Source organism: Streptomyces antnestii, from assembly GCF_004005495.1.
Classification (GTDB): domain Bacteria; phylum Actinomycetota; class Actinomycetes; order Streptomycetales; family Streptomycetaceae; genus Streptomyces; species Streptomyces antnestii.
Map to the genome: position 1 here is coordinate 105,466 of NZ_RZYA01000014.1, position 25,634 is coordinate 131,099.

Annotated in this window: 22 protein-coding genes and 1 pseudogene; 9 read left to right on the top strand and 14 right to left on the bottom strand. The window is 71.1% G+C overall.

The window, feature by feature from the left end; all coding sequences use genetic code 11:
- Window positions 1–36: 36 nt before the first annotated feature.
- From EOT10_RS26385 to EOT10_RS26405, 4 genes are all read right to left on the bottom strand, one after another.
- Complete coding sequence (locus EOT10_RS26385; RefSeq protein ID WP_189492099.1) at window positions 37–405, bottom strand: phytanoyl-CoA dioxygenase family protein; 369 nt, start codon at window positions 403–405, stop codon at window positions 37–39.
- Window positions 406–611: 206 nt separating this feature from the next.
- Window positions 612–857 carry a non-oxidative hydroxyarylic acid decarboxylases subunit D gene (locus EOT10_RS26395; RefSeq protein WP_127830832.1) on the bottom strand — a complete coding sequence of 82 codons (246 nt, stop codon included), beginning with the start codon at window positions 855–857 and terminating at the stop codon, window positions 612–614.
- A 41-nt stretch (window positions 858–898) separates the two neighbouring features.
- Window positions 899–2,326: a non-oxidative vanillic acid decarboxylases subunit C gene (gene vdcC / locus EOT10_RS26400; RefSeq protein ID WP_127830833.1), complete on the bottom strand. Its 1,428-nt coding sequence runs from the start codon at window positions 2,324–2,326 to the stop codon at window positions 899–901.
- A 28-nt stretch (window positions 2,327–2,354) separates the two neighbouring features.
- On the bottom strand, window positions 2,355–2,957 hold the full coding sequence (locus EOT10_RS26405; protein WP_127830834.1) for a non-oxidative hydroxyarylic acid decarboxylases subunit B: 603 nt from the start codon (window positions 2,955–2,957) through the stop codon (window positions 2,355–2,357).
- 84 nt (window positions 2,958–3,041) lie between these two features.
- On the opposite strand from EOT10_RS26405, the gene EOT10_RS26410 reads away from it, so the two are divergent.
- The 8 genes from EOT10_RS26410 to EOT10_RS26445 all read left to right on the top strand — a co-directional run bounded on the left by EOT10_RS26410 (window position 3,042) and on the right by EOT10_RS26445 (window position 13,398).
- Entirely contained in the window at window positions 3,042–3,953 is a 912-nt protein-coding gene (locus EOT10_RS26410; protein WP_127830835.1) for a helix-turn-helix domain-containing protein, read from the top strand.
- Window positions 3,954–4,507: 554 nt separating this feature from the next.
- A complete protein-coding gene (locus tag EOT10_RS26415; protein ID WP_223281208.1) occupies window positions 4,508–5,587 on the top strand; it encodes a LysR family transcriptional regulator in 1,080 nt (359 codons plus the stop codon).
- 130 nt (window positions 5,588–5,717) lie between these two features.
- Complete coding sequence (locus EOT10_RS26420; RefSeq protein WP_127830836.1) at window positions 5,718–7,010, top strand: FAD-dependent oxidoreductase; 1,293 nt, start codon at window positions 5,718–5,720, stop codon at window positions 7,008–7,010.
- A gap of 11 nt (window positions 7,011–7,021) precedes the next feature.
- Window positions 7,022–8,716, top strand: a complete 1,695-nt coding sequence (gene ilvD, locus EOT10_RS26425; protein WP_223281209.1) for a dihydroxy-acid dehydratase — start codon at window positions 7,022–7,024, stop codon at window positions 8,714–8,716.
- Window positions 8,713–9,993 carry an aconitase X gene (locus EOT10_RS26430; RefSeq protein ID WP_127830837.1) on the top strand — a complete coding sequence of 427 codons (1,281 nt, stop codon included), beginning with the start codon at window positions 8,713–8,715 and terminating at the stop codon, window positions 9,991–9,993. Before ilvD ends, EOT10_RS26430 begins: the two co-directional genes overlap by 4 nt.
- The gene (locus tag EOT10_RS26435; RefSeq protein ID WP_127830838.1) at window positions 9,990–10,454 is read left to right on the top strand and encodes an aconitase X swivel domain-containing protein; all 465 of its coding nucleotides are present in this window, start codon (window positions 9,990–9,992) and stop codon (window positions 10,452–10,454) included. Before EOT10_RS26430 ends, EOT10_RS26435 begins: the two co-directional genes overlap by 4 nt.
- Window positions 10,451–11,869: an MFS transporter gene (locus EOT10_RS26440; RefSeq protein ID WP_127830839.1), complete on the top strand. Its 1,419-nt coding sequence runs from the start codon at window positions 10,451–10,453 to the stop codon at window positions 11,867–11,869. Before EOT10_RS26435 ends, EOT10_RS26440 begins: the two co-directional genes overlap by 4 nt.
- A 308-nt stretch (window positions 11,870–12,177) precedes the next feature.
- Complete coding sequence (locus tag EOT10_RS26445) at window positions 12,178–13,398, top strand: RNA-guided endonuclease InsQ/TnpB family protein (RefSeq protein WP_127830840.1); 1,221 nt, start codon at window positions 12,178–12,180, stop codon at window positions 13,396–13,398.
- A 59-nt stretch (window positions 13,399–13,457) separates the two neighbouring features.
- Here the strand turns inward: EOT10_RS26445 and EOT10_RS26450 are convergent, their stop codons facing one another.
- The 5 genes from EOT10_RS26450 to EOT10_RS26470 form a co-directional block, all read right to left on the bottom strand.
- Window positions 13,458–14,597 (bottom strand): acyl-CoA dehydrogenase family protein, encoded by a 1,140-nt coding sequence (locus tag EOT10_RS26450; RefSeq protein WP_127830841.1) that lies wholly within the window; start codon window positions 14,595–14,597, stop codon window positions 13,458–13,460.
- Between the two features lie 72 nt (window positions 14,598–14,669).
- Entirely contained in the window at window positions 14,670–15,134 is a 465-nt protein-coding gene (locus tag EOT10_RS26455) for a MaoC family dehydratase (RefSeq protein ID WP_127830842.1), read from the bottom strand.
- Window positions 15,131–16,642, bottom strand: coding sequence for an acyl-CoA synthetase (locus EOT10_RS26460; RefSeq protein ID WP_127830843.1), 1,512 nt, complete (start codon window positions 16,640–16,642; stop codon window positions 15,131–15,133). The genes EOT10_RS26455 and EOT10_RS26460 overlap by 4 nt, the downstream gene beginning before the upstream one ends.
- Before the next feature lie 66 nt (window positions 16,643–16,708).
- Window positions 16,709–17,593, bottom strand: a complete 885-nt coding sequence (locus EOT10_RS26465) for an amidohydrolase family protein (RefSeq protein WP_127830844.1) — start codon at window positions 17,591–17,593, stop codon at window positions 16,709–16,711.
- Window positions 17,594–17,608: 15 nt separating this feature from the next.
- Entirely contained in the window at window positions 17,609–18,511 is a 903-nt protein-coding gene (locus EOT10_RS26470; RefSeq protein WP_127830845.1) for an SDR family NAD(P)-dependent oxidoreductase, read from the bottom strand.
- 194 nt (window positions 18,512–18,705) lie between these two features.
- Here EOT10_RS26470 and EOT10_RS42125 point away from each other — a divergent pair, with 194 nt between their 5' ends.
- A complete protein-coding gene (locus EOT10_RS42125) occupies window positions 18,706–19,623 on the top strand; it encodes a PaaX family transcriptional regulator (RefSeq protein ID WP_262985443.1) in 918 nt (305 codons plus the stop codon).
- Here the strand turns inward: EOT10_RS42125 and EOT10_RS26480 are convergent.
- The 5 genes and pseudogenes from EOT10_RS26480 to EOT10_RS26500 form a co-directional block, all read right to left on the bottom strand.
- Window positions 19,587–20,258: pseudogene (locus EOT10_RS26480) on the bottom strand (LLM class flavin-dependent oxidoreductase); the annotation flags it as partial. The gene EOT10_RS42125 and the pseudogene EOT10_RS26480 overlap by 37 nt on opposite strands.
- A complete protein-coding gene (locus EOT10_RS26485) occupies window positions 20,255–21,289 on the bottom strand; it encodes an amidohydrolase family protein (RefSeq protein ID WP_127830848.1) in 1,035 nt (344 codons plus the stop codon). The gene EOT10_RS26485 and the pseudogene EOT10_RS26480, both read right to left, overlap by 4 nt.
- Before the next feature lie 95 nt (window positions 21,290–21,384).
- Window positions 21,385–22,503, bottom strand: a complete 1,119-nt coding sequence (locus EOT10_RS26490; protein ID WP_127830849.1) for a zinc-dependent alcohol dehydrogenase — start codon at window positions 22,501–22,503, stop codon at window positions 21,385–21,387.
- Window positions 22,504–22,519: 16 nt separating this feature from the next.
- Window positions 22,520–24,001 (bottom strand): aldehyde dehydrogenase family protein, encoded by a 1,482-nt coding sequence (locus EOT10_RS26495; protein ID WP_127830850.1) that lies wholly within the window; start codon window positions 23,999–24,001, stop codon window positions 22,520–22,522.
- On the bottom strand, window positions 23,998–25,605 hold the full coding sequence (locus tag EOT10_RS26500) for a GMC family oxidoreductase (protein ID WP_127830851.1): 1,608 nt from the start codon (window positions 25,603–25,605) through the stop codon (window positions 23,998–24,000). Before EOT10_RS26500 ends, EOT10_RS26495 begins: the two co-directional genes overlap by 4 nt.
- Window positions 25,606–25,634: the final 29 nt, after the last annotated feature.

Here is a 25,634-nt window from a genome sequence, read left to right on the forward strand (position 1 = left end):
GAGTCAGTGGTCCTCGTGTGCGGGTGGGTTTGCGGTTCACCGGCCTGGCCCGGTGAGTGGGTACAGGCTGGGGCTGGGGGAGGCGTCGTTGGAACGGATCGCGCCGGGAGCGACGTAGCGGATGTTCAGGCCGATGCGGGCGCCTGCGGTCGTGTTGTTGCTGTCCGAGCGGGGCACGAGTCGTACGTCCATGAGGCAGGCTTGCCCGGCGTTGAGCGGGAGCCAGACGGAGCGTTCGTGCGGGCCGTTCGGCATGCCCTTTACGCCGAGGGTCTTGCCGCGGTGAGCGCTGCTGTCCTCGTGGGCGTGGTCGAGGCACCCGGCGGTGTGCGAGCCGGGGATGACCTGCAGGCAGCCGTTGAAGATCGTCCCCTTCAACGACCTGTCCGCGGTCGAGCGTGGCACTTGTCGAGCACCGCGGCCGGATCGCCGGGGTGATCCTTGAGCCGGATCTTCAAGCCGGAGCGGGTCCGTGACTTCCGTGACTTCCTCGGCGTCGACGACCGCTACAGCCACGCGCACTGGCTGGTGCAGCACAACGGAGGGGCGTTCCTGCCGCCGTGGGGCAAGGTCGAGCAGTGGCTGCTGTCGCCCACACACCCGCTACGTCATCAACTGCGGCCAATGAGAGGGGGGACGGCGGGCACCTCGATCGCGTTCTCGATGTCGGCCTCCGTCAGCTTGAACGCCTCGGGGTAGGTGTCGCGGCGGGTGCGGCGGGCGGGTTCGATGGTGCGCCAGGTATAGAGGCAGCGCGCGCACTGCAGCACGTCCCACACACCGGGGACCGGGGAAGAGGCGAGCTGGGTGATCGTGTCGAAAGCGCAACGGGGGCACTCAAGGTGCTCGTCGTTCATGGGATTTGTCCTTTCGGGGAGGAGGGGAGGAGTGACAGGCGTCAGTGGCGGTCGGCGATGAGGCGCTGCAGACGGGCCGTCCATTCGGCGGTCTCGGGCAGGTCCTTGGCCGGGGTGGAGAAGTTGCCGCGGACGTCCGGGGCGACCGGCGTCGTCGCATCGATGATCATCTTGCTGGTGATGCCGGCGGGCTGCGCGGCGGGCGCGAGTTCCAGGACGGACAGATTGGGGATGACGACGACGTCGTCCTTCGGGTTGACCTTGGCGGACATGGCCCACATGACCTGCGGCAGGTTGAACGGGTCGACGTCTTCGTCGACGAGGATCACCTGCGCCACGTAGCCGAGTCCGTGCGGCGTCGTCATGGCGCGCATGCCGACGGCCTTGGCGAAGCCGCCGTACCGCTTGGCTGTGGAGATGATCACCATCAGGCCGTGCGTGTACATGGCGTTGACGGCCTGCACCTCGGGGAACTCGGCGCGCAGCTGCTTGAGCAGCGGCACGCACGTGTTGGGTCCGACGAGGTAGTCGCACTCGGTCCACGGCATGCCGAGGTAGAGGGACTCGAAGACCGGGTTCGCGCGGTACGAGACGCGGTCCACGCGGATGACGGGCATGCGGCGGCCGCCCGAGTAGTGTCCGGTGAACTCGCCGAAGGGGCCCTCGATCTGACGCTTGCGGGACTCGATGACGCCCTCGATGACGACCTCGCTCCCCCAGGGCACGTCGAAGCCGGTGAGCGGCGCGGTGGCGATCGGCGCGGGCGCGCCGCGCAGTGCGCCGGCCATCTCGTACTCGCTCTGGTCGTACGCCATCGGCATCCCGGCCACGATCGCCATCACCGGGTCGTTGCCGAGGGTGATGGCGATGGGCAGGTCCTCACCCCTCTCCTCGGCCTTGCGCAGGTGCTGGGCGACGTCGTGCATCGGGACGGGCTGGAAGGCGAGCCGGTCCCGGCCGATGACCTGGATCCGGTAGGTGCCGACGTTCTGCTTCCCGAAGTCGTCCGGGTCCTCGGGGTCGCGGGAGACGACGGCGGCCTTGTCGAGGTAGAAGCCGCCGTCGCCGTCGTTGAGGCGGAACAGCGGCAGCACGGAGAAGAGATCGACGTCGTCGCCCTCCTGGGTGTTCTCGCGCCAGGGCGCGTCCTCGCGGCGCTCGGGCGCGACGGGGAAGGCGTCCCACCGACGCGCGAACTCCTCGACCTGCTCCTTGACCGGGGTGTTCCGCGGCAGTCCGAGGGCGAGCGCGTGATTGGCCCAGGAGCCGTGGACGTTGAGGGCGATGCGGGCGTCGGTGAAGCCATTCACGTTGTCGAAGTAGAGGGCGGGGGCGTTCTCGCCGATGCGGCCCGTCGCGTTGGCGGCGGCCGCGAGATCCGGCTCGGGCAGCACCTCGTCGGTGATGCGCAGCAGTTGCCCCTCCTTCTCCAACGTGTCCAGGAAACTACGCAGATCGTCGTAGGCCATAGGGAACTCCTTTGCGGGTTGAGAAATTTCAGGCGACGTCAGCCGACGATCGGGAGGCCGTGCGCGCCGCGCGCATCCCGGCCCAGCGCTCGGCGGCGGGCGAGGGCAGGTCGAACTGGTCGAGGATGCGGGCCGTGATGTGGTCGACGATGTCGTCGACGGTCCGCGGGTTGTTGTAGAAGGCGGGCATGGGCGGCACCACGTGCACGCCCATGCGGGCAAGTTCGAGCATGTTCTGGAGGTGGATCTCGCTCAGCGGTGTCTCGCGCGGGACGAGGACCAGCTTGCGGCGCTCCTTGAGGACGACGTCGGCGGCGCGGGCCACGAGCCCCTCGGCATAGCCGGTCCTGATCCCGGCGAGGGTCTTCATGGAGCACGGCACGATCACCATGCCGTCGGTGCGGAACGAACCGGAGGAGATGGTGGCGCCCTGGTCCTCGGGATGGTGCGTGACATCGGCGAGCGCGGACACGTCGGCCACGGACAGGCCCGTCTCCAGCTCGATGGTGGTGCGCGCCCACCGGGACAGCACCAGATGCGTCTCCACGTCCGGCAGCTCCCGCAAGTGCTCCAGGAGCCGGACACCGAACGGGGCTCCCGTCGCCCCGGTCATTCCCACGACCAACCGCACAAGACCACTCCTCACACCTCGCTGACCTGTGATTCCACGCTAGGAGGCGGTTCTCGGCGGGCGACGGTACCCTCGGGACTCACGATGGGGAAAAACGGACAGTCTGAGGTCAAGGAGCTGGCCTACACCCCGACCGTGGGCGCCGCGGCCGGGGTCGAGGTGATGGAGCTCGCCGATCTGTACGAGCGCTCACGCCGCCATGGCAACGACCCGTACGTGCCGCTGCGGCCCGCCTTCCACCAGCTGATCGGCGCCCGCTCGCGGCCGCTGCGGATGTGGGTGGACTTCGTCGAGCACGAGCTGCGGCCCGGGTCGTGGCTGTGGATCCGACCGGGTCAGGTGCAGCGGTTCGGCCCCGACCTGGTGGCGGCGGACGGGGTGGTGGTGCTGTTCCAGCCGGGCTTCCTGCCGTCGGCCACGGTGTCGGCGGCGCACATGGACCCGCCCTACGAGCAGCGTCCGACGACGCCGGACAGCGCGGCGGCGGAGGGCCTGCGGCGGGCGCTCGACCATCTCTCGTACGAGTACGGTGCGATGGCCTCGCTTCCCCTTCAGGCACACACCGAGGTGTTGCGCGCGCTGCTGTCCGTCCTTGTGGTGCGGTTCGCACAGGCGCGCGGCCCGGCGCCCCGGCCGACCCCCGCGTCAGAGACTTTCCGCCGTTTCCACTCGGCCGTGGAGCGGGACCATGCGGTGACCCGACGCGTGGAGGACTACGCAGCGGCGCTCGGCTACAGCTCGCGCACGCTGACCCGTGCGACGCTCGCCGCGACGGGACGTACGGCCAAGCAGTACATCGACGACCGGGTGCTGCTCGAGGCGAAGCGCCTGCTGTGGCACAGCGGTCTCGCCGCGAAGGAGGTCGCGGACCGGCTCGGGTTCACCGACGCCAGCGACTTCACGAAGTTCTTTCGGCTACGGACGGGCGTGACGCCGGGCGCTTTCCGCGAGGACCCATCGCCACGTCATCAGAATGGGCACCACACGCCCACCTGAACGCTCCTCGCTGCACCGTCATCGCCCAGGACTACCGCAGGACAGGTTGGCGCACGGCCTGCCCCCGGCCGGGGCCCTCAGTACCCGGCTCGGGCTGCCGGGCCAGGGCGTGCCCTGTCGATCTTGACCGCCCAGCGGTCACACTCCGATGAAGCGCACCGTTTCCGTCATGTCGGGTCTTCGAACTTGGTGGGGGTGCGGCGCTGACGGGCGGGCTCTCCGGTCAGTCGGGCGGACGGCAAGAAGCCGAAAACCGGGTCAGCCGACCGCTCCGCGGAACGCGACCCCGCACACCCGCCGTCCCCCCATCATCTTCTTCGCGGTGGAGAAGCATCGCGTCGTACACGGGGGACTCGGGCCGCCGCACTCCTGCATCCCAGATCCCTTCTCGGAGAAAACCCGCCCAACCCAGACGACTCACGACTCCGGTCTTCACAGTGGCTGCCCGACCGTCCGTCCCACACGCGTGGCTGTCGGCCCGCGAGACGTACCGCGGCCTACAGCCCGGTTGCGAGAGACCACCGTGACGCTGCGGCGCTGATGAGGCACCGCTGATGAAGTGGCCCCGCGTCAGCCGTCGTGAGCGGGTCCGCGAGGATCACCAGGTCAACGCTGGTTTCCAGCCACCGGAATCCTGGCTGACCGGCAGGGCGTGCATGCGGCAGAATCCCGAGCACATGACCCCACGGCAGTCCCGTTCCGCACACCTCGCCAACCTCGACCTCAACCTCCTGGTGACGCTCCGCGCGCTGCTGCGCGAGCGCAACGTCACCCGTGCCGCCCGGCACCTCGGCGTTACCCAGCCGGCCGCCAGCGCCGCGCTGTCCCGGCTGCGCCGGCATTTCGGGGACGAGCTGCTCGTGCGGGTCCAGGGTTCTTACGTCCTGACGCCGCTCGCCGCGCAACTGGCCGGGCAGACCGAGACCGTGTGTGCGGCCGCCGAGCGGCTCTTCGCGACAGGCAGGGCGTTCGACTCCGCCACCACCCAGCGGGAGTTCACGCTGCTGATGGCCGACTACCCGGCAACCGTCCTGGGCCCTGCGCTGTCACGGCTCTTCGACCGCGAGGCGCCGCATGCGGCGCTCCATCTCCAGCTCATCAGGGAGACTCTGGGCAGCGTCGCGGGCGACGCGATCCGGCTCGTCGACGGCATGGTCTCCCCGCCCCTCGGCCACTCCCGCACCCCAGGGGTCGAGTCGGCTCCGCTCTTCCAGGACCAGTGGGTCTGCGTGGTGTCCGCCGACCACCCGCTGTGCGAGGCCCAGTCGTTCGGCATCGAGGACCTGGCACGGTTGCCGTGGGTGGTGCCCTACCACCGGGACGACGGCTATCCGTCGGCCGCTCCGGCGACCCGGCAGCTGACCGCACTGGGCATCCGGCCGCGGATCGCCGTACGTGTGGAGAGCTACCGGGCTGTACCCGACTTCATCGCCGGCACGCGGCGGGTGGCGCTCATTCCGGAGCGGCTCGCCGCGCCGCTGCCGTCCGCGCACGGGCTGCGCACGCTCGACTGCCCGATACCGCTCGACCCGCTGGAGGAGCATCTGTGGTGGGACGCGAGCCACGACCAGGATCCGGCGCACAGCTGGCTGCGTGACCTGGTGGCCCGGGCGGCGGCCTGCCTCGGACCATAAACGCGATTGATGCCGCCCAGCCGAATGCTCTATCGACCTGGGCATTCCCTCCGCCGGGCAGGGCTTCCTACTGTGCCGGGCAAGCACCGAGAGCCGACTGCGGCACCGCCCCCTCGCACAGGAGACCTCCATGCCCCATGCCCTGACCGAGCTGAAGGTCCACACCGTCACCAAGCCCGTCGGCACCACGAGCCATCAGCTCGACGCCGATTTCTGCGTGGTGGGGGCGGGCGTCTCCGGTATCTCCGCCGCGATCGAGAGCGCCCGGCTCGGGCGTGAGGTCGTCCTGGTCGACGGCCTGCCCGTGCTCGGCGGGCAGATGGTGAACTCGCTGATCGGGCTGTTCTGCGGGGTGTACGGCAACGGGCCGGCCTACCGGCAGCTCACCCACGGGATCTTCGACGGCATCTTCGCGGACCTGGGCGCTTCGGGCGATCTGCACGTCAACCGCGGCCACACCATCACCGTCACCTATGACGAGGTGGCGCTGGGACGGTGGGTGGAGCGCCGGATCCGGGAGCTGGGCGTCCGCGTCGTCCTCGGTGCTTCCCTCACCGGTGTGGAACGCGACGGCCGGCGCATCACGGCGGTGTCCTTCGCCACCCGGCATGGGGCGGTACGGGTCACCGCGCCGGGATTCGTCGACGCCACCGGCGACGCGGCACTCACCTGGGAGGCGGGGTTGCCCTGCCGGATACCGGATCGGACCATCTACGGCTCGCAGCAGATCGTCCTGGAACACCTGGACGAAGAACACCAGCCGAGCCGCGAGGAGCTCGCCGAGCGCGTCCACGCCAACGCCGCCGAGTGGGGGTTGATACGCCGCGACGGGCTCGCGTTCTTCTTCCCCGGCCGGAACACCGCCGTCCTCAACATGACCCACATCCCGGCCCCGCTCGACCCGGTCGAGGCGTCGTCCGCCCAGCTCGAGGGCCGCGAACAGGCCGACCGAGTGGTCGAGTTCCTCCGGGCGGAGTTCCCGAAGGCCTTCGGTGCGGCGAAGGTCCGCTCGTACGGCTTCCCAGGAAGGAGGCAGACCCGCTGGATCAAGGGGGTCCACCAGCTGTCGCTGGAAGAGGTGCGGACAGGGATCCGTTTCGACGATGCGGTCGCCCGCACCTCCTGGCCCATCGAGCTGCACGACCGCGCCGACGGATACGTCTGGGAGACCTTCGACGCCGACCATGTCCACTACGTGCCGCTGCGCTCCCTGCTCTCACCGGACTGCGACAACCTCATCGCCGCCGGACGCTGCGCCGACGGCGATGCCGCCGCCCTGTCCAGCGTCCGCGTCATGGGCCCGTGCGCCGCCATGGGGGCGGGCGCCGCGCACGCCCTGGACCTCGCCGGCCGCGACGGCAGCGTACATGCGATCGACCTCGCCGCCCTTCGCGCCCGACTCGCCGCCAACGTCGACGACTGAGGAGCCGTTCCGTGACCGCACTCCGCAGCAACTACACCCCCGGCACGTCCCCGTGGGCCGTCCGGCGGGCCCAGTGGCGGGCCCTCGGCCTCACCGACGAGGACATGGCCAAGCCGAAGATCGCCATCGTCAACTCCTCGTCCCAGCTCGCCACCTGCTACAGCCACCTTGACGACATCGCGAGGGCCGTCAAGGAGGCGATCGCCGAAGCGGGCGGCGTCGGCTTCGAGATCCGCACCGTCGCCCCGAGCGACTTCATCCACAGCGCGGGCGGGCGCGGCGGATACATCCTCTCCGCCCGCGACCTGATCACCCACGACATCGAGGCCGCCGTCGAAGGCGCCCAGCTCGACGGCATGCTCACCCTCGCCTCCTGCGACAAGACCGCGCCCGGCCAGCTGATGGCGGCGGCGCGGCTCGACCTGCCGACCATCGTCGTCGGCTGCGGCTACCAGGCCTGCGGCACCTTCGGCGGACGCCCCTGCGACATCGAGGACGTCTTTCTCGGCGCGGGCCACTACGCCCAGGGCCGCATCGGCCTGGACGAACTGACCGGCATGAGCGAGAACGCCGTCGCGGGCCCCGGCGTCTGCGCCGGCATGGGCACCGCCAACTCCCTGCACATCGCCTGCGAGGCACTCGGCATGGCGCTGCCCGGCTCCACCCCCGTGCTCGCCAACAGCCCCAGGATGTGGGCCGACGTGCGGACGGCGGGGCGGCGGATCGTCGAGCTCGTACGGGAGGACCTGCGACCTCGCACCCTGCTCACCCGCGAGGCCTTCGAGAACGCGGTGACGGCCATGCTCGCCGTCAGCGCCTCCATCAACTCCGTCAAGCACCTGCAGGCGGTCGCCGAGGAGGCGCAGAGCGGCATCGACGTGTACGGGATGTACGAGCGGCTCGCGGACCGGGTGCCGCTGCTGGCCGCCGTACGGCCGAACGGCCCGCATTCCATTGAGGAGTTCGAGGCGGCGGGAGGTGCGTCGGGGGTGCTGTGGCAGCTGCGCGAACTGCTGCACACCGAGGCCCTGACCGCCACCGGCCGCACCCTCGGCGAGGAGCTCGCGGGCCGGCAGCCCGCGGACCCCGAGGTGATCCGCCCCGGCGAGCGGCCGTTCGGCCGCAGACCCACGATCGTCCTGGTCCGCGGCTCGCTCGCGCCGGCCACCGGCATCGTCAAGCTGGCGGTCGACGAGGAGCGCCCGCCGTCGTTCACCGGACCGGCCAAGGTGTACGACAGCCCGCAGGACGCTCTCGCCGGGCTGCGCGCCGGAGACGCGCAGCCGGGACACGTGCTGGTCCTGCGCGGTCTCGGGCCCAAGGGCACCCCCGGCATGGGCATGGCCTCGCGGCCCGTCTTCGCCCTCGATGGGGCCGGGCTGACCGGCAAGGTCGCCGTCGTCACCGACGGGCAGCTCTCCGGCCTGGTCAACAAGGGCGTCGTCGTCGGCGAGGTCTCCCCGGAGGCCGCGGACGGCGGGCCGCTGGCCCTGGTCCGCGACGGCGACACCATCTCCATCGACCTCACGAACCGCCGCGTCGACCTTCTCGTACCGGACGAGGAACTGGCCACCCGCATCCCTTGGACCCCGTCCGTCGACGCCGAGCGCGGCTGGCTGTCCGTCTACCGGCGTACTGTCCGCCCCCTCCAGGAAGGCGCGGTCCTCACCCCGCGCACGCTCGAGGAAGGAACCACGAACGCGTGAAGCTCAGCGACACCGACAAGGCCATGCTCGACGGCGCCGAAGGACCCGCCGTCGCGGCCGCCATGGACCTCCTCGTCCGCTACGGGCAGGCCCTGGACGCCGAGCAGCTGTGCGACGTGCGGAACGTCGCCGGGACGATGACCCAGCCCTCGCCCGCCAAGGCCCGACTGGTGCGGGAGGGCGGCTGGCACAAGGCCTACGCCGTGCTCAACCTTGACAGCGACGGCGACTTCGCCATCCCCGACATGAAGGTGCCCACCTGCCAGCTGCAGCAGAGCTTCGGCCCCGACGCCGAGGGCATCGCCCCCTACCCCAAGGAGTTCGTCGCGCTGCAGACCGACGCCGAGGCGTTCTACAGCCGCAAGGGCGTCAACATCCTCGCCACCTGTACGCCGTACCAGGTGGGCAACCTCCCCGTGCGCGGCGAGCACGTGGCCTGGATGGAGTCCTCGGCGGTCGTCTACGCCAACTCGGTCCTGGGCGCCCGCACCAACTGCGAGGGCACCGCTTCCACCGGAGCGGCCTCGCTCACCGGCCGCATCCCCTGCTGGGGCAACCACCACACCGAGAACCGGCTCGGCACCCACCACATCGACGTCCGCACACCGGTGGTCGGGCCGCTCGACTGGGGCATGCTCGGCTACTTCGCGGGCGGCCTCGTCCAGGAGGAACGCCCGGTCGTCACCGGCACCCTGGCCCGGCCCGACCCGCTCGACCTCAAGCACTTCGGGGCGGCCGCCGCCTCCTCGGGCGGCGTCGAGATCTACCACCTACCCGGCATCACACCGGAAGCCCCGAGTCTCGAGGCGGCCTTCGGTGGGCGGCCCGTACCCGAGGCCGTCCCGTACGGGGAGCGCGAGCGCCGCGCCGTCTATGAGGACCTCAACTCCCAGGGCAACGACCCGGACGTGGACTTCGTCCTCCTCGGGTGCCCCCACGCCTCGCTCGACCAGGTCCGCGACACCGCCCGGCTGCTGGAGGGACGGCGGCTCAGCTCCGGCACCCAGCTGTGGCTGATGGTGCCGCGCGCGCTGCGCACCACCGCTGACCGCAACGGCTGGACGCAGACCATCGAGCGCGCAGGCGGCCGCGTCCTGACCGACTCCTGCCCCGCCATGTCCCGTTCCGTGCCGCCCGGCACGAAGGTCTTCGCCACCGACTCGGCGAAACAGGCCCACTACCTGCCCGCGATCCTCGGCATCGAGGCCTGGTTCGGCACACTCGCCGACTGCGTCGACGCCGCCGTCACCGGCACCTGGAAGGGAGACCTGCGATGAGCACCGCCGTCGTCCTGCGGGGGCGGACCGTCGTCCCCGGCCTCGCGGAGGGCGAGGCGCTCGTATCGCCGGAGACGATCTCCGGTTGGGGCGGCATCGACCCGGCCCGCGGCATCGTCATCGAGCGCCGCCACCCGCTGTACGGCCAGTCCTTCGCCGGCAGGATCCTGGTGTTCCCCGGCGCCAAGGGCTCCTCCGGCTGGGCGGGCTTCTTCCAGGCGACCCGGCTCGCCGGCACCGCACCCCTCGGCATGATCTTCGTGACGACGACCACCAAGGCCGCCCTCGGCGCGGTCGTCACCCGCGTCCCCACCGTGACCGGCCTGGACCAGGACCCGCTGACCGTCATCCGCACCGGCGACCGGGTCCGCATCGACGCCGACCTCGGCACCGTCACGGTGCACCCCGCACCGGCCCCACACACCGTCACGCACCCCTCAACGACGAGGAGACGTCCATGAGCGCCGCACCACCCGTCCTGGAACTGACCCCGATCGTCGAGCGGCAGCATGCGAGCCGCTCCTGGCTGCTGATGTACGCCGTCTGCTGCCTGATCACCTTCCTCGACGGCTTCGACTTCCAGATCCTGTCGTTCGCCGCCACCTACATCCGGAAGGACTTCGGGCTCACCGAGACCCAGCTCGGCACCCTGGGCACGGTGGGCCTCTTCGGCACCATGATCGGTGCGTTGATCATGGGTTATCTGGCGGACCGGATCGGACGCCGTCCCACCATCGCCGTGTCGGTCGCCGGCTTCGGCCTCTTCATGCTCGGCTTCGCCTACGCAGACACCTACGGACACCTGGTCGCCCTGCGGTTCGTCTCCGGACTCTTCCTGGGCGGGGTGCTCCCGCTGACGTGGGCCCTGGCGGCCGAGTATGCGCCGAAGCGGTTCCGGGTGACCGCCGTGTCGATCATCATGGTCGGCTACACGCTCGGCGGTGCCGCGGGCGGTCCCGTCTCCAACTGGCTGGTCCCGGAGCATGGTTGGCGCTCGGTGTTCCTCGTCGGCGGTGTCTGCTCCCTGCTCACCGTCCTCGCGGTGCTGCCGCTGCTGCCCGAGTCGGTGAAGTTCCTGGCGCTGAAGGCCCGCCCCGGCAGCGATGAGCGCATCGCCCGCGTCCTGCGCCGCTTCCAGCCGGACCTGTCCATCGAGCCCGGGACCCGCTTCACCGCCGGCGACCCGCAGCCGGCCCACTCCGGCAGGCGGTTCACCCCCGCTCAGCTCTTCCGCGGCCATCTCGCCGGCATCACACCCCTGCTGTGGCTGGTCTACCTCCTTTCCTCGGCGCTGATCTACTTCATGGTGTTCTGGACCCCGATGATCAACGAAAGGATGGGCTTCAGCGTGAGCGCGGCCGCCACCATCGCCGCCCTGGCGAGCGTCGCGGGCGCCGTCGGGCAGCTGTTCATCAGCCGGTTCGTCGACCGCAAGGGCGCGGGCACCATCCTGTGGATGCCCCTCGCGGCCGTCGTCTGCATGCTGGTGCTGGGCGCCGGAGCGCTCGGTCCGGCCGTCTACGTCGCCTTCGTCATCGGCGCCAAAATGTTCGTCAACGGCGGCCATGGCGGCATCACCAGCATCGCGGGCACCTTCTATCCGACGGCGATCCGCGCCAACGGCGCTGCCTGGGCGTCCTCGGTCGCCAAGATCGGTGCCATGGTCGGTCCCTGGCTCGGCGGCGTCATCCTCGACGCCGGTCTCGGAGCGCGCGGAGCGTTCACCGTGTTCGCGGTCTGCCCGGCCGTGATGGTGCTGGTGCTGTTCGCGCTCGGCCGGGTCCAGCGCAGGCTGCCGGCCGAGGCGGAGGGCGCACTGTCCGCGGAGGCACCCGCGACCGGCGCGACGCCGGTGAGGACGGTGGTCCCCTCCTGACAGGCGGGTCCGTCCCTGACGTGATCCGCAGGTGAGGTACGCACGAGGGTCCCGGCCGGGGAGTTGCCTCCCCGGCCGGGACCCTTCGGCATGTCGGCGGTCATGCGGAGCGGCGGTAGATCGCTGAGGCGACGCTCGGCACCGCCGGTCAAAGAGGCAAGGCTCGGTGACCGGAATTCTTGAGCGCAGGCCCTCCCTTCCGGGAGGGGTTAGCTCATCCTCGTGCCGGAGCCGCGCAGCGGCGGAGTTCGCTGCGTTGTCAGTGGCCGCCGATAGAGTGGTCACATCAGTTGGAGGGGGGTGTTCTCATGCTGTCGGGCCGCAGGTATCGGCTTGAGCTGACGTCCGAACAGGCGGAGATGTGCGAGGAGTTCGGCAACATCTGCCGGTCGGTGTGGAACACCGGCCTTCACCAGCGCCGCGAGTACCGGCGGCGCGGGGCGTGGATGAACTACGTGCCGCAGTGCGCCGAGCTGGCCGAGGCCAAGCGGGAACACCCCTGGTTGAAGGCCGCGCCGTCGCATGTGTTGCAGCAGACTTTGCGGGACCTGGACCGGGCGTGCCGGGATCATGGCACGTTCAAGGTGCGCTGGCGGTCGAAGGTGCGTTGGTCGCCTTCGTTCCGGTTCCCCGCCGGGAACCACATCGAGGTGGAACGTCTGGGCCGTAAGTGGGGCCGGGCGAAGCTGCCCAAGCTGGGCTCGGTCCGCTTCCGCTGGTCGCGCCCCCTGGGCGGGGAGATCCGGTCCGCGACCGTGTCCCGAAAGGCCGGGCGCTGGTACGTCTCCTTCCTGGTGGACGACCAGGCCGTCACACCCGAGAAGCATGCGATGCCCGGCACAGCGGTCGGGATCGACCGGGGCGTCAAGGTTGCTGCTGTCACCTCCGACGGCGACTTCCACGACCGGGAGTTCATCACCGCCGGTGAGGCTGGACGGTACCGGCGGTTTCAGCAGCAGTTCGCCCGCGCCAAGAAGGGCAGCGCCAACCGGTCCAAGACCCGGGCGGCGATGAACCGGATCATGGGTCGGGTCACGGACCGGCGTGCGGATTTCTGTGCGCAGACCGCTTCCCGGATCGTCGCGAAGAACGCTCTGGTGGTGCTGGAAGACCTGCGGATCAAGAACATGTCCGCGTCCGCCTCGGGCACGATCGAGGCGCCGGGTTCCCGCGTCGCTCAGAAACGGGGCCTGAACAGGGCCATCCTCGACAAGGGATGGCACCGCCTCGAACTCGCCCTCGTGGGCGCCGCCCGGTACACGGGCACGACCGTGGTGAAGGTCAATGCCGCGTACACGTCGCAAAGGTGTTCCGCCTGCGGCTTCGCCTGCGAAGAAAACCGAGAGAGCCAATCGGTCTTCGTGTGCAAAGCCGAAGGCTGCGGATACATCGCGCACGCCGACGTGAACGCGGCCGTCAACATCAAACACGCGGGCGGGCAGTCCGTGTCAGCTTGTGGAGACCTCGGCGCCAGCCGGTCCGCGAAGCAGGAACCCGTAGGCAGGGCGACCGGCCGAACCCCCTCATAGGGGAAGCCCCCTCCCTTCAGGAGGGGGAGGAAGCCAAATGGCTGCTCGTGCAGGGGAGATCACCTGCCCACCAGCTCCCGCCCCACGATCTCCTTCATGATCTCGGTGGTGCCGCCGTAGATGGTGGTGACCCGGGCGTCCGCGTAGGCGCGGGCGATGGGGTACTCGCGCATGTAGCCGTAGCCGCCATGGAGTTGGAGGCAGCGGCTGACGACGCGGTTCTGCAGTTCGGTGGCCCACCACTTGGCCTTCGCGGCGTCGACGGCGGTCAACGTGCCCTCGTTGAGGGCGAGTACGGCGCGGTCCAGGTAGGCGCGGGTGACGTCGATCTCCGTCGCGAGCTCGGCCAGGGTGAACTTGGTGTGCTGGAACCGGGCCACGGGCTTGCCGAAGGCCTGCCGCTCCTTCGTGTACGCGAGCGTCCACGCGAAGGCGGCCTCGGCGGCGGCCAGCCCGTAGTACGCGATGGACATGCGCTCCTTCGGTAGCCGCTCCATCAGGTGCCGGAACCCGGCGCCCTCGATGCCCAGCAGGTTCCCGGTCGGGATGCGGACGTCGTCGAAGAACAGCTCGGAGACGTCCTCGCCGCGCTGCCCCAGCTTGTCCAGGCAGCGGCCGCGCGTGAACCCGGGCATCCCGTCCTCCACGAGGTACAGGCTGAACTCCCGTTCCCCGGTGCGGGCGACGGTCACGACGACATCGGCCCGCGCGCCGCCCGTGATGAACGTCTTGCTCCCGTTCAGGACCCAGTGGTCGCCGTCGCGCACGGCGGTGGCCCTGATCCCGCGCAGGTCACTGCCGGCCTCGGGCTCGGTCATGGCGATCGCCGCGCTCAGCTCGCCCGCGCACAGCGCGGGCAGCCACCGCCGCTTCTGCTCCTCCGTACCGAGATCGACGAGATACGGCCCGACGAGGTCGTCGAACCCGCCGAACACGACGTTCACGGCGGCCGCCCCCACTCGCGCGAGCTCCTCCATGAGCACACACCGGAACCGGTAGTCGCCCGTGCCATCGCCCCCGTACTCCTCCGGTACGGCAAGACCGAGCAGCCCGAGCCCGCCCGCCGTCCGCCACAGCTTCGGATCGATGCGGCCCGCCCGCTCCCACTCCTCCACGTACGGGGCGATCTCGCGGTCGACGAATTCGCGGACCGTGTCCCGGAAGAGTTCTTGGTCCTCGGTGAAGAGACGGGAATGCATGACAGCACCTCGCATGCGGGAGGGGAGCGGGCGGTTCGGCGGGCGAGCGGACTTCCCCGCGTAGTGCCGGTTCTACGCGTAGTGCCGGTAGATCGCCGACGCCACGCACGCCGGCTTCTCCGAGCCCTCCACCTCGATCGTGAAGGTCAGGCGCATCTCGACGCCGTTGCCCTTGACCTCCTCCACGGAGTCCACGGCGCCGTGCAGGCGGATCTTCGCTCCGACCTTCACCGGGCTGGGGAAGCGGACCTTGTCCAGGCCGTAGTTGATGCTCATCGAGACGCCCTCGATGGCGAGCAGGTCGTTGAAGAGGGGGATGACGAGGGAGAGGGTGAGGTAGCCGTGGGCGATCGGGGCGCCGAAGGGGCCGGCCGCCGCGCGCTCGGGGTCGACGTGGATCCACTGGTGGTCGCCGGTGGCGTCGGCGAAGGTGTTCACCCGCTCCTGGGTGATCTCCAGCCAGTCGGTGCGGCCGAGGTCGGCGCCGTCGAGGGCCTTGATCTCGTCGAGGCCGGTGACGGTGCGAAGGGCAGTCATGCGTGGGCTCCAGAAGAGTCGGTGGTTCCGTGGGTTTCCCGGATGCGGGGCTTGAGCAGTTTGCCGGCGCCGCTGCGGGGCAGTGCGTCGGCGAATACGACGGACTTGGGGATCTTGTAGCGGGCGACGCGGCCGTTGAGGAAGGCCAGGATCTCGTCGGCGCCGGCCGCCGCGTCCGGCGCGAGGACGACGACCGCGCGGCCCACCTCGCCCCACTTCTCGTCGGGTACGCCGATCACGGCGCAGTCCGCGACGGCCGGGTGTTCGTACAGGGCCTTCTCCACCTCGGCCGGGTAGATGTTCTCCCCACCCGAGATGATCATGTCCTTGACGCGGTCGACGATGGTGACGTACCCGTCCTCGTCCGCGATGGCCACATCGCCCGTGCGGAACCAGCCGTCCGTGAAGGCGGCCGCGGTCGCGTCCGGCAGGCCCCAGTAGCCGGACATGATGGTGGGGCCCTCGACGAGGAGTTCGCCGCGCTCGCCGCGTTCGGCGTCGTGCCCGGCGGGATCGGCGATCCGCACGTCGTTGAAGAAGTGCGGCACGCCGGCGCTGCCCGCCTTGGCCAGGGCGTTCTCCGCGTCCAGCAGGCACACGCCGGGGGAGGCCTCGGTCATGCCGTAGCCCTGGAGAAAGCGCAGGCCGCGTTTTTGGTACGTGCCGATCAGCGCCCGGGGGACCGGTGCGCCGCCGCACATCATCTTCCGCACGGACGACAGGTCGGCCGCGGCGAACCGCTCCTCCGCGGCGATCTGCTGGAACATGGTCGGCACGCCGAACATGACCGTCACGCCGTGCTCCTCGACCAGGTCGAGGGTGCGGGAGGGCGAGAACGACTCCTCGAGGATCAGGGTGCCGCCCTTGAGGAACGTCGGCAGGCAGGTCATGTTGAGGGCCGCCGTGTGGAACATGGGTGCGGACAGCAGGGTCACCTCGTCGGAGGCGAAGTCGGCGTCGACGAGTGTGTTGATGCTGTTCCAGGTGAGGTTGGAGTGGCTGAGCACGGCGCCCTTGGCGCGGCCCGTGGTCCCCGAGGTGTACATGATCATCGCGAGGTCGTCGAGGGCGACGCTCTCGTCGACGGGGGAGTCCGGGGCCTGGGCCAGCGCCTTCTCGTACGTGTCGTCGACGGCGACGAGCCGGCCGGTGCCGGAGGCGGCCGCGAACGCGCCGAACGAGGGGGAGTGGACGAGCACGGACGTACCGGAGTCGGTGAGGCAGTGCCTCAGTTCGGTGTCCGCGAGGCGGATGTTGAGCGGGACGAAGACGGCGCCCAGCTGGCCGGCCGCGAACATGGTCTCCAGGAACGCGGGATGGTTCGGGCCGAGGAAGGCGACGCGGTCTCCGCGGCGGATGCCGAGGGAGCGCAGGTGGTGGGCGAGGCGGGTGGTGCGGTCGTGCAGCTGGGCGTAGGTGTACCGGGACCCCTGGTGGACGACGGCGAGGCGGTGGGGGTTCTTGCGGGCGCGTCGTGCGGTCCAGGAGCCGATGCCGTGGTTGCGCATGCGGGAGCTCCTTTGCGTCCCTGAGAGCTGCGGGTGCGTCTCCGAGAGCTGCGGGGACGGACGGGGTCAGTCCTTGACGAAGCCGAACAGCCGGGCCGCGTTCTCCTTGAGGATCTTCGGCCTGACCTCGTCCTTGATCGGCAGCGCGGCGAAGTCCTTCAGCCAGCGGTCGGGGGTGAGGAGCGGGTAGTCGGTCCCGAACAGCACCTTGTCCTTGAGCAGGCTGTTGGCGTACTGGACGAGCTGCGGCGGGAAGTACTTCGGCGACCAGCCCGACAGGTCGATGTAGACCTGCGGCTTGTGCGTGGCCACCGACAGCGCCTCGTCCTGCCAGGGGAAGGACGGGTGGGCCATGATGATCGGCATGCCGGGGAAGTCCGCGGCCACGTCGTCGATGTACAGCGGGTTGGAGTACTTCAGGCGGATGCCGCCGCCACCGGGTGCGCCCGCGCCGATGCCGGTCTGGCCGGTGTGGAAGACGGCGACGGCACCGGCCTCCTCGATCGCCTCGTACAGGACGTACGCGGACCGGTCGTTGGGGTAGAACGCCTGGACGCTCGGGTGGAACTTGAAGCCGCGCACCCCGAAGTCCCGTACCAGGCGGCCGACTTCCCGAGCTCCCGCCCGTCCCTTGGCGGGGTCGATCGAGGCGAACGGGATGATGACGTCCGGGTTCTCGGCGGCGGCCTCGGCGATCTCCTCGTTGGGGACGGCCGGGACGCCGGTCGCGGCCTCCGCGTCGACGGTGAAGACGACGCACGCCATCTTCCGCTCGCGGTAGTACGCGGCGATCTCGGGGAGCGTCGGCTTGCGGTGGCCGTCCTCCACCTTGAAGTACTTGCTGGACGCCTCCTCCAGCTCGGAGGAGAGCGAGCCCCGTCCGCGCGAGGAGACCTCGGCGTGGGTGTGCACGTCGATCGCGGTGATCGCGTCGATGTCGATGCCGGTCATCTGGCGGTCGTCTCCTTACAACTGCGGGGCGGGGATGCCGTACGTCTCCGGGCGCTGGCCCATCGAGGTCGGCCAGGCGGCGGCGATCGCGTCCGCCGACCAGCCGCCGTCGGCGTACGCGGCCGAGACCTCCTGCGGGTGCGACCACAGCGAAAGCTTGTCACCGCCGATGCCGACGCACTGGCCGGTGACGTCCTTCGCCGCGTCGGAGGCGAGGAAGACGACCAGACCCGCGCAGTCCTCGGCGGTACCGAAGGCGATGCCCTTGCGCAGGGAGTCCGGGAAGGGCGTGCCGTCGTTCGCGTACGCCTCGATGTAGGGGGCGAACAGCGGCATGGTCTTCGTCATCTCGGTGGCCGCGTTGGGGACGACGGCGTTGGCGGTGATGCCGGCCTTCGCCAGCTCCATGGCCCACGTACGCACCATCGCGGCGATGCCCGCCTTGGCGGCGGCGTAGTTGGTCTGGCCGAAGTTGCCGCGCTGTCCGGCGGGGGAGCCGGCGACGATGATGCGGCCGCCCTCGCCCTGCTCGCGCATCCGGACCGCGGCGGCGCGGGCGCAGGTGAAGGTGCCGCGCAGGTGCACGTGCTGGACGGTGTCGAAGTCGTCGTCGGACATCTTCCACAGGACGCGGTCGCGCAGCACGCCCGCGTTGGTGACCATGACGTCGAGCCGCCCGAACTCGGCCACGGCCCGGTTCACCAGGGCGTCGGCGGCCTCGCTGGTGCCGACGGCGACGACCTCGGCGACCGCGCGCCCTCCGTCCTCGGTGATCTGCTTGACGGCCGCCTCGGCCGCCTCGGCGTCCACGTCGTTGACGACGACCGAGGCGCCGGCGGCGGCGAGGGCGCGGGCGTAGGCGAGGCCGAGGCCGCGCCCGCTGCCGGTGACGACGGCAACCTTGCCGGAAAGGTCCATGGGTGTATCTCCTTGAGGGGCGGAGAGATGGGGGAGCGCAGGAGGAAGCGGCGGGGGTGACACAGCTCCACGGGGTGTGCCCGGTCCTGTCCGCTCGTTCGATCTGCGCGCAACGCTAGGCATTCTCCTTGCGACGGTCAAGAGAGTGCGTAACATTGGTGCCGTACGACGGTGGCGTGATGCGGGAGGGCAGCATGGCAGGCGGCAGAAGCGGCGCGACGGGCGGAGACGCCGCGCGGGACGAGGGTGCGGTGTACGAGGCCACGGGGGACGAACTCCGAACGGGGCCGGGCTCCGAGGTGACCCTGCGCCCCCAGTCCCTCATGCTCACGTTCCTCGGCAACTTCGTGCTGGGCGGCGACGTCTGCGTCTACTCCGGCAGCATCATCGAGGTCTTCGGCCGCACGGGCGTGGGCGAGCACGCCACCCGTTCCACCCTGACCCGCATGGTGGGCCGCGGCCTGCTGCAGCGCCGCCGCGAGGGCCGCCGCATGTACTTCGGCCTCACCGACCGGGCGGCGGCGATCCTCCGCGACGGCGAGCACCGCATCTGGAAGCAGGGCGCCGTCAACGACGACTGGGACGGTACGTGGACGCTGCTCGCCTTCTCCCTGCCCGAGGCCAGCCAGCGGCAGCGCCACGACCTGCGCTCCCAGCTGACCTGGGCGGGCTTCGGCCCGCTCATCGGCGGCCTGTGGATCGCGCCGGGTCGGGCGGACGTCACCGCGATCGCGGAGGACCCCGAACTCGGCCCTCACATCAGGGTGTTCCGCTCCACCGCGGACCCCGCCACCGACATCTCCCGCATGGTGCACGAGACCTGGGACCTCGCGACTCTGTCCGCCGGCCACACCGCCTTCCTCGACCGCTGGTCCGCGTTCGCGGACGGCCGCGGCGCGTCCGACGTCGACGAACTCGCAGTCAAACTCAGCCTGTTGACGGAGTGGCTCCAGATCGTCCGCGCCGACCCCCACCTCCCGATCCAGCATCTCCCGGCCGACTGGCCCGCCGCCGTGGCGGAGGACGTCTTCCGCCGCGCCAACGCCCGCGTCGACGCGGCGTCCCGGGCGCTCGCGGAGGAGCTGCTGGAGACGATGCCGCTGCGAGAGTGACGGATGCCGGCCGGCGCCGTGGACGGCCCCCGCCTCGACGTACTCGCGCCGTGCCCGCGGTACGCGGAGCTGCGCGAGGCGGGCGGCCTGGTGCCCGCGCCGCCGACGATCAGGGGTGGACGCGGGGACCGGCAGGGGCGGGGCGGCGCAGGGCAGTCTTCGATCCGGTAGTGGCTGCCCTCGAAGGAGAACCGCTGTCCGGCGGGGGTGCTCCACAGGCCGGTGACGATGGCCAGCTGCTCCTCGAGCCGGTCGAACCGGGCCCCGGTGGCAGGGAAGGGGATGCCGAAGGCCCGGTGTTCGCGCTCGTACCAGCCGGTGCCCAGGCCGAGTTCGACGCGCCCGCCGCTCATCGTGTCGACGGTGGCGGCGATCACGGCCAGCAGACCGGGTGAGCGGAACGTCGCCGCGGTCAGCAGGGTGCCGAGTCGGATGCGCCGGGTGTCGCGGGCCAGCCCGGCGAGGGTGGTCCACGCGTCGCTCGGCACGGTGTGCGGGTCCTCGGGGTCAACCCCGAGGAGGTGATCGGACCTGAAGAAGGCGTCGAAGCCGAGCCGTTCGGCTGCGAGCGCGAGCGCGAGGAACGCGTGATAGTCGGCCCCGTGGCGCGGCTCCAGCAGGATCCGGAGCCTCATCGGGCCCTCTGGGGACTCCCGGGACCGGGTTGCGGCGCGAGACCCAGGAAGCGGTGGCAGCTCGCCCACGTGACGGCCTCGTGGTCCTCGGCCGTCAGGCCGAGGGTGCGCAGGGTGCGGTCGGCCGGTGTCTCGCGGTCCATGGCGGGGAAGTCGCTGCCGAGCATGATCTGTTGTGGCCCGAACAGGTCGATCAGATAGCGCAGGGCGCGCGCGTCGAAGACCAGGGCGTCGTAGAAGAAGCGGCGCGCGAGGTCGAGCGGGGAGAGCGCGGCACGGTCCTCGCGGACCGGGGGCTCCTCGTTCCACGTACCGCCCCAGAAGAAGCGGGCGCGCGGCAGCATCAGCGGGAAGCCGCCCGCGCCGTGGCTGAAGCCGATCCTCAGGTCCGGGAACTTCTCGGCGGTACCGGTGGATACCAGGGAGGCCGCGGCCAGTGACGACTCCGTGTTGAAGCCGTACGTGCCGGTGGCCGAGGCCGGGAGCCGGTCGCCGAGGGCGGGGCTGAGCGCGTGGACGTAGAGCGCGAGGCCGAGCCGCTCCGCCTCGGCGTAGAAGCCGTGGAAGCGCGCGTCGCCGAGAGAGGCGCCGGCGATGTTGGTGCCGATCTCCACGCCCCGCAGGCCGAGTTCCTTGAGCTCGGCGAGTTCGTTGGCGGCCAGATCGGGGTCCTGGAGCGGCACTGCCCCGAGCCCGTGGAAGCGGGCCGGGGCGAGGGAGACGAGGGAGGCGAGGAACTCGTTCACCGCCCGGTGGATGTCGCGCGACGCCTTCGCGGGGATCGTGTAGTTCAGCAGCGGCGGCATGGGAGAGAGGACCTCGGCGTCGATGCCGAGCTTCTCCATCTCCTCGATGCGGCGCTCCGCGCTGAAGAACACGTCGCGAGCGGTGTAGCGCAGGGCCCCCGCGGTGAGCAGCCGGGAGCCGTCGGCCTCGGCGGAGCCGATGCAGGGCCAGGTGTCCGGGTCCGCGCCGGCGGTCGGCTGCGGGAGCGCGGGCGGCAGGATGTGGGCGTGCGAGTCGATGATCAACGGGTCAGGCTCCTGAGGTCGGGGCGTTGTCTTCCTGTTCGCGTGGCCCGTGGCCGCCGAGCACCGGCACGGTGTCCACGGGCCACGCACGGGCGTCAGCCGGCCGGGCGGACCGCGACGTGAACGGCCCGCTCGCCGGGGATCTCCCCGGCGAGCGTGTCCAGCGCCTTGACGGTGTCGGCCAGTTCGAACGTGTGCGTGTGGAGCTTGGCGAACGGGAAGCGGCCGGACTCGAGGATCCGGATGGCCTCCGCGTAGCCGCGCGAGTCGACCCCGTACGCCCCGACCAGGGTGAGCGCCTTGTTGACGACCAGGTCGGAGTCCAGCGGGATCTTGGTGCCGCCCTTGAGGCCGGCGACGACGATCCGGCCGCCGTGCCGGGCGGCGCGCAGCGCGTCGTCCAGCGGCTGGGCGGCCATCGGGGTCATCTCCAGGACGACGTCGGCCAGTTCGCCGTCGGTGATCTCGGTGACCCGTGCGACTGTGTCTTCAGCGTTCTCCTTGTCGACGACGATCGTGTGGTCGGCGCCGAACTCCCGGGCCAGCGCCAGCTTGTGCGCGTCCGCGGCGAGGCCCGTCACGATGACCGTGGCCGCGCCGGCCGCCTTCGCCGCGGCGGCGGCCATGATGCCGCGCTGCCCCGCGCCCAGGATGAGGACGGTGTCACCGAGTCCGACCTGCCCCAGGTGCGCGGTCCAGCGCACCCCCGCGCCCAGCGGGTTGTACATCACCGCGATCTCGGGCGGCAGTGCGCTGCTCACCTTGTGCAGGACGACGTTCGGGTGCAGATAGACGTACTCGGCCAGACCGCCCCACAGTCCCGGTTCCCGGTCGAGGGGCGTGTAGCCGTGGGTGGCCCTGCGGTTCCTGCATGACATGTACTGGCCCGACAGGCACAGCCGGCAGGCCCGGCACGGGACGAGGACCTCCAGTGCGACCCGGTCGCCCGCCTGCACGCCCCAGCGTTCGGCCGCCGCGTCGCCGATCTCCTCGATGATCCCGAGCGGCTCGTGCCCGGGTACGACGGGGTAGCCGCCGCGCATCGGCACGCGCCCGTGGAAGGTCTCCAGGTCGCTGCCGCACAGGCCGTTGGCCTCGATGCGCAGCAGCCCGTCGTCGGCGCCGGTGCGCGGGCGGGGCAGGTCACGGAACTCGATCGCGCCGGGCCCGGTCTGCACGGCCGCGCGTACGGTGTTCGGTGTCACGCTGCTCATCTCCCCTCAGCCTCCTTCAGTTCCCCGCGTTGATGACGACGGCCTTGACCTGCGTCCAGTCCTCGACGGCGTCGGCGCCCATGGAGCGACCGAAGCCGCTGTGCTTGTAGCCGCCGAAGGGCGCACCGATCGCGCCGACGGGCCCGCCGGAACCGAACGTGTTGATGGAGACCTGTCCGGCCTCGACCCGGCGGGCCAGCCGCACCGCGCGGCCGACGTCCCGGGTCCAGACGGTGGCCGTCAGCCCGTAGCGGGTGCCGTTGGCGACGGAGACGGCCTCCTCCTCGTCCTCGTACGTCAGCACCGACAGCACCGGACCGAAGATCTCCTCCTGGGCGATGAGCATCTCCGGGCGCACCCGGTCGAAGACGGTCGGCTCGACGAAGTAGCCGCCGTCGTACGGCTCGCCGGTCAGCTTGCCGCCGCCGACCACGACCTCGGCGCCCTCCTCCCGGCCGATCCGGAGATAGTCCAGCACGCGCTGCTCCTGCCGGGCGCTGATCAGCGGGCCCATGTCGACCGGCTGGTGCCACGGGCCGACCCGCACCGAGCGGAATCCGTCGGCGAGCGCCTCGACCAGCCGGTCGTGCATGGAGGGGGCGACCAGCACTCGCGAACCGGCGGCGCACACCTGGCCGCCGTTCATGGTGATGGTGCGCACGATCGTCGGCACGGCCCGGGTGAGGTCGGCGTCCTCCAGCACGATCTGCGGGGACTTGCCGCCCAGCTCCAGGTGGAGCGGCACGAGACTGCGGGCGCAGGCCTCCATCACCGCCGAGCCGGTGACGGGTGAGCCGGTGAAGCTGACCCGGCGGATCCCGGGGTGGGCGGGCAGCGCGGCGCCGGCCTCCCTCCCGTACCCGGTGACGACGTTGAGCACCCCCGGTGGAATGCCCGCCTCCAGGGCGAGCCGGGCGAGGTACAGGGGCGTGAGCGGGGCGTCCTCGGCGGGCTTGAGGACGACGGTGTTCCCGGCGGCGATCGCAGGGCCGACGTTGAAGACGGTCATCGGGCCCGGCGCGTTCCAGGGGATGATGATGCCGACCACGCCGTACGGCTCGCGCAGGGTCAGCCCCAGGACGTCGGGGGTGTGCGAGGGCAGGGTGTGGCCCTGAACCTTGTCGGCCTGGCCGGCGAAGAAGGTCAGCTGCGGGGCGAGCGGGGAGGGGCCGACCGGGCGGCCGACCTCGGTGGCCTCCAACTGCTCGAGTTGCGCCTCGTGTTCGCGGATCAGCTGCGCCCAGCGGAAGAGCAGGTCGGCGCGGCGGGAGGGGCTCGTGTCGCGCCAGGCCGGCAGGGCCGCCTCGGCGGCGTGTACGGCGTCGTCGATGTCCTCGGCGCCTCCGCGCGGGACCCGGGCCAGTACCTCGCCGGTGGCCGGGTTCACCACGTCGAGGGTGGACTTGCTGCGGGCCGGGACCCACTCGCCGCCGATGAGGTGGGTGCCGTCGGACAGCAGTGCGGGGATGTCGAGCGGGGCGGGCGCGGTGGTGGTCATCGTGCTCCTTCGGTGGCGAGGGTGGCCCTGCGGGCAGGGGCGTGGGCGCCGGTGATGCGGGCGGCCGCGTGCTCCGCGGACATGACCACGGACAGGTGCGGGTTGGCGCGCGGGGTGTCCGGGAAGATCGACGCGTCGACGACTCGCAGGCCGCTGGTGCCCAGCACCTTCAGGTCCGGGTCGACCACGGTGGCCGGGTCGCCGGGTGCGCCCATCCGGCAGGTGCCGGACAGGTGCCGGTTGTCGGTGGCGGTCCGCAGGATGTCGGCGGAGCCGGGGAGCTCGACCGGGCCGTCGAGGAGGGCCCGGACGGCCTTGTGGGCGGCGAACCGAGCCATGAGCTCCAGCGACTGCTCCATCCGCACGAAGTCGCGCCGGTCGGTGAACACCCGCTGCTCGATACGGGGTTCGGTGAGCGGATCCGCCGAACGCAGCGTCAGCTCGCCGCGGGAGAAGACCTGCTCCTGCTGGGCGACGAGCATGCCCCGGCCCTGGGAGCGGCCCTGGCTGTCGTACATGCCGTTGTTGGGCACCATGAACATGTCGTTCTCGCCGGCGCCGCCGAGCCCGGAGGAGTACCGCAGGATGCAGTTGGTGACCGGCCGGTCGGGGTCGGTGGGCAGGTCGGCGCGGGTCGGGATCGGCACCATCAGCATGCCGTGGTCCTGCAGGTTCCGGCCGACGGGCAGATCGGCGAGAACCTCGATGCCGAGCGCGGCCAGGTGCGCGGCCGGGCCGATGCCGGACCGCATGAGGAGCGCGGGGGAGTGCACGGCGCCCGCGCACAGCACCACCTCGCCGCCGGGCGCGAGCCGGATCTCCTCGCCGCCGACCAGGACCACGCCGCGGGCGATGGGGGTCCCCCCGCTCGAGCGAAGTCGAGAGTGGGGGACGGTGGCCGGGTCCAGGGTGACGGTGGCGACCTGGGCGTGGCCGCGGACGGTCAGGTTGGGGCGGCCCCGGTTGGGCTCCAGGTAGCCGTCGGCGGTGGTGACCCGGCGGTGGTCGCGCATGTTCAGGGCGAACGGGCCGATGCCGGTGGTGCCGGGCGCGTTGTGGTCGGCGCACCAGACGTACCCGAAGTCCTGGGCGGCCTCGGTGAAGGCCAGGTCGAGCGGGCCCCAGCCGTCCTGCGGGGTGCGGCCGACCGGGATCGGGCCGCCCGTGCCGTGGTAGGGCCGGTCCGGGTGGTCGAGTTCGTCCTCGAGCCGCACGAAGTACGGCAGCACGTCGTCGTACGACCAGCCCTCGGCGCCCAGCCGGGCCCAGTGGTCGTAGTCGTCGGGCACCCCGCGGATCGCGAACATCGCGTTGACGTTGGAGGTGCCGCCGACGCCGCGGCCGCGGCCGTAGGGGCCCTCGGCCTGGGCCGGGTTGCGGATCGTGGTGACGTTCTGCCACCAGAACTCGGGGTGGGACTTCGGGTCCATGTTCAGCCGTACGGTGCGGAACGCCTCCGGGAGCGTCGCGGTGCGCCGGTCGGGACCGGCCTCCAGCAGCAGCACCTGTGCGTCGGTGGTCTCGCTGAGCCGTCCGGCGAGCGTGGCGCCCGCCGATCCGGCTCCGACGACGATGTAGTCGTAGTCCTGGGGTGCGGTGGTCATGTGCGTCAGCTCCAGGGTCGGCTCAGCAG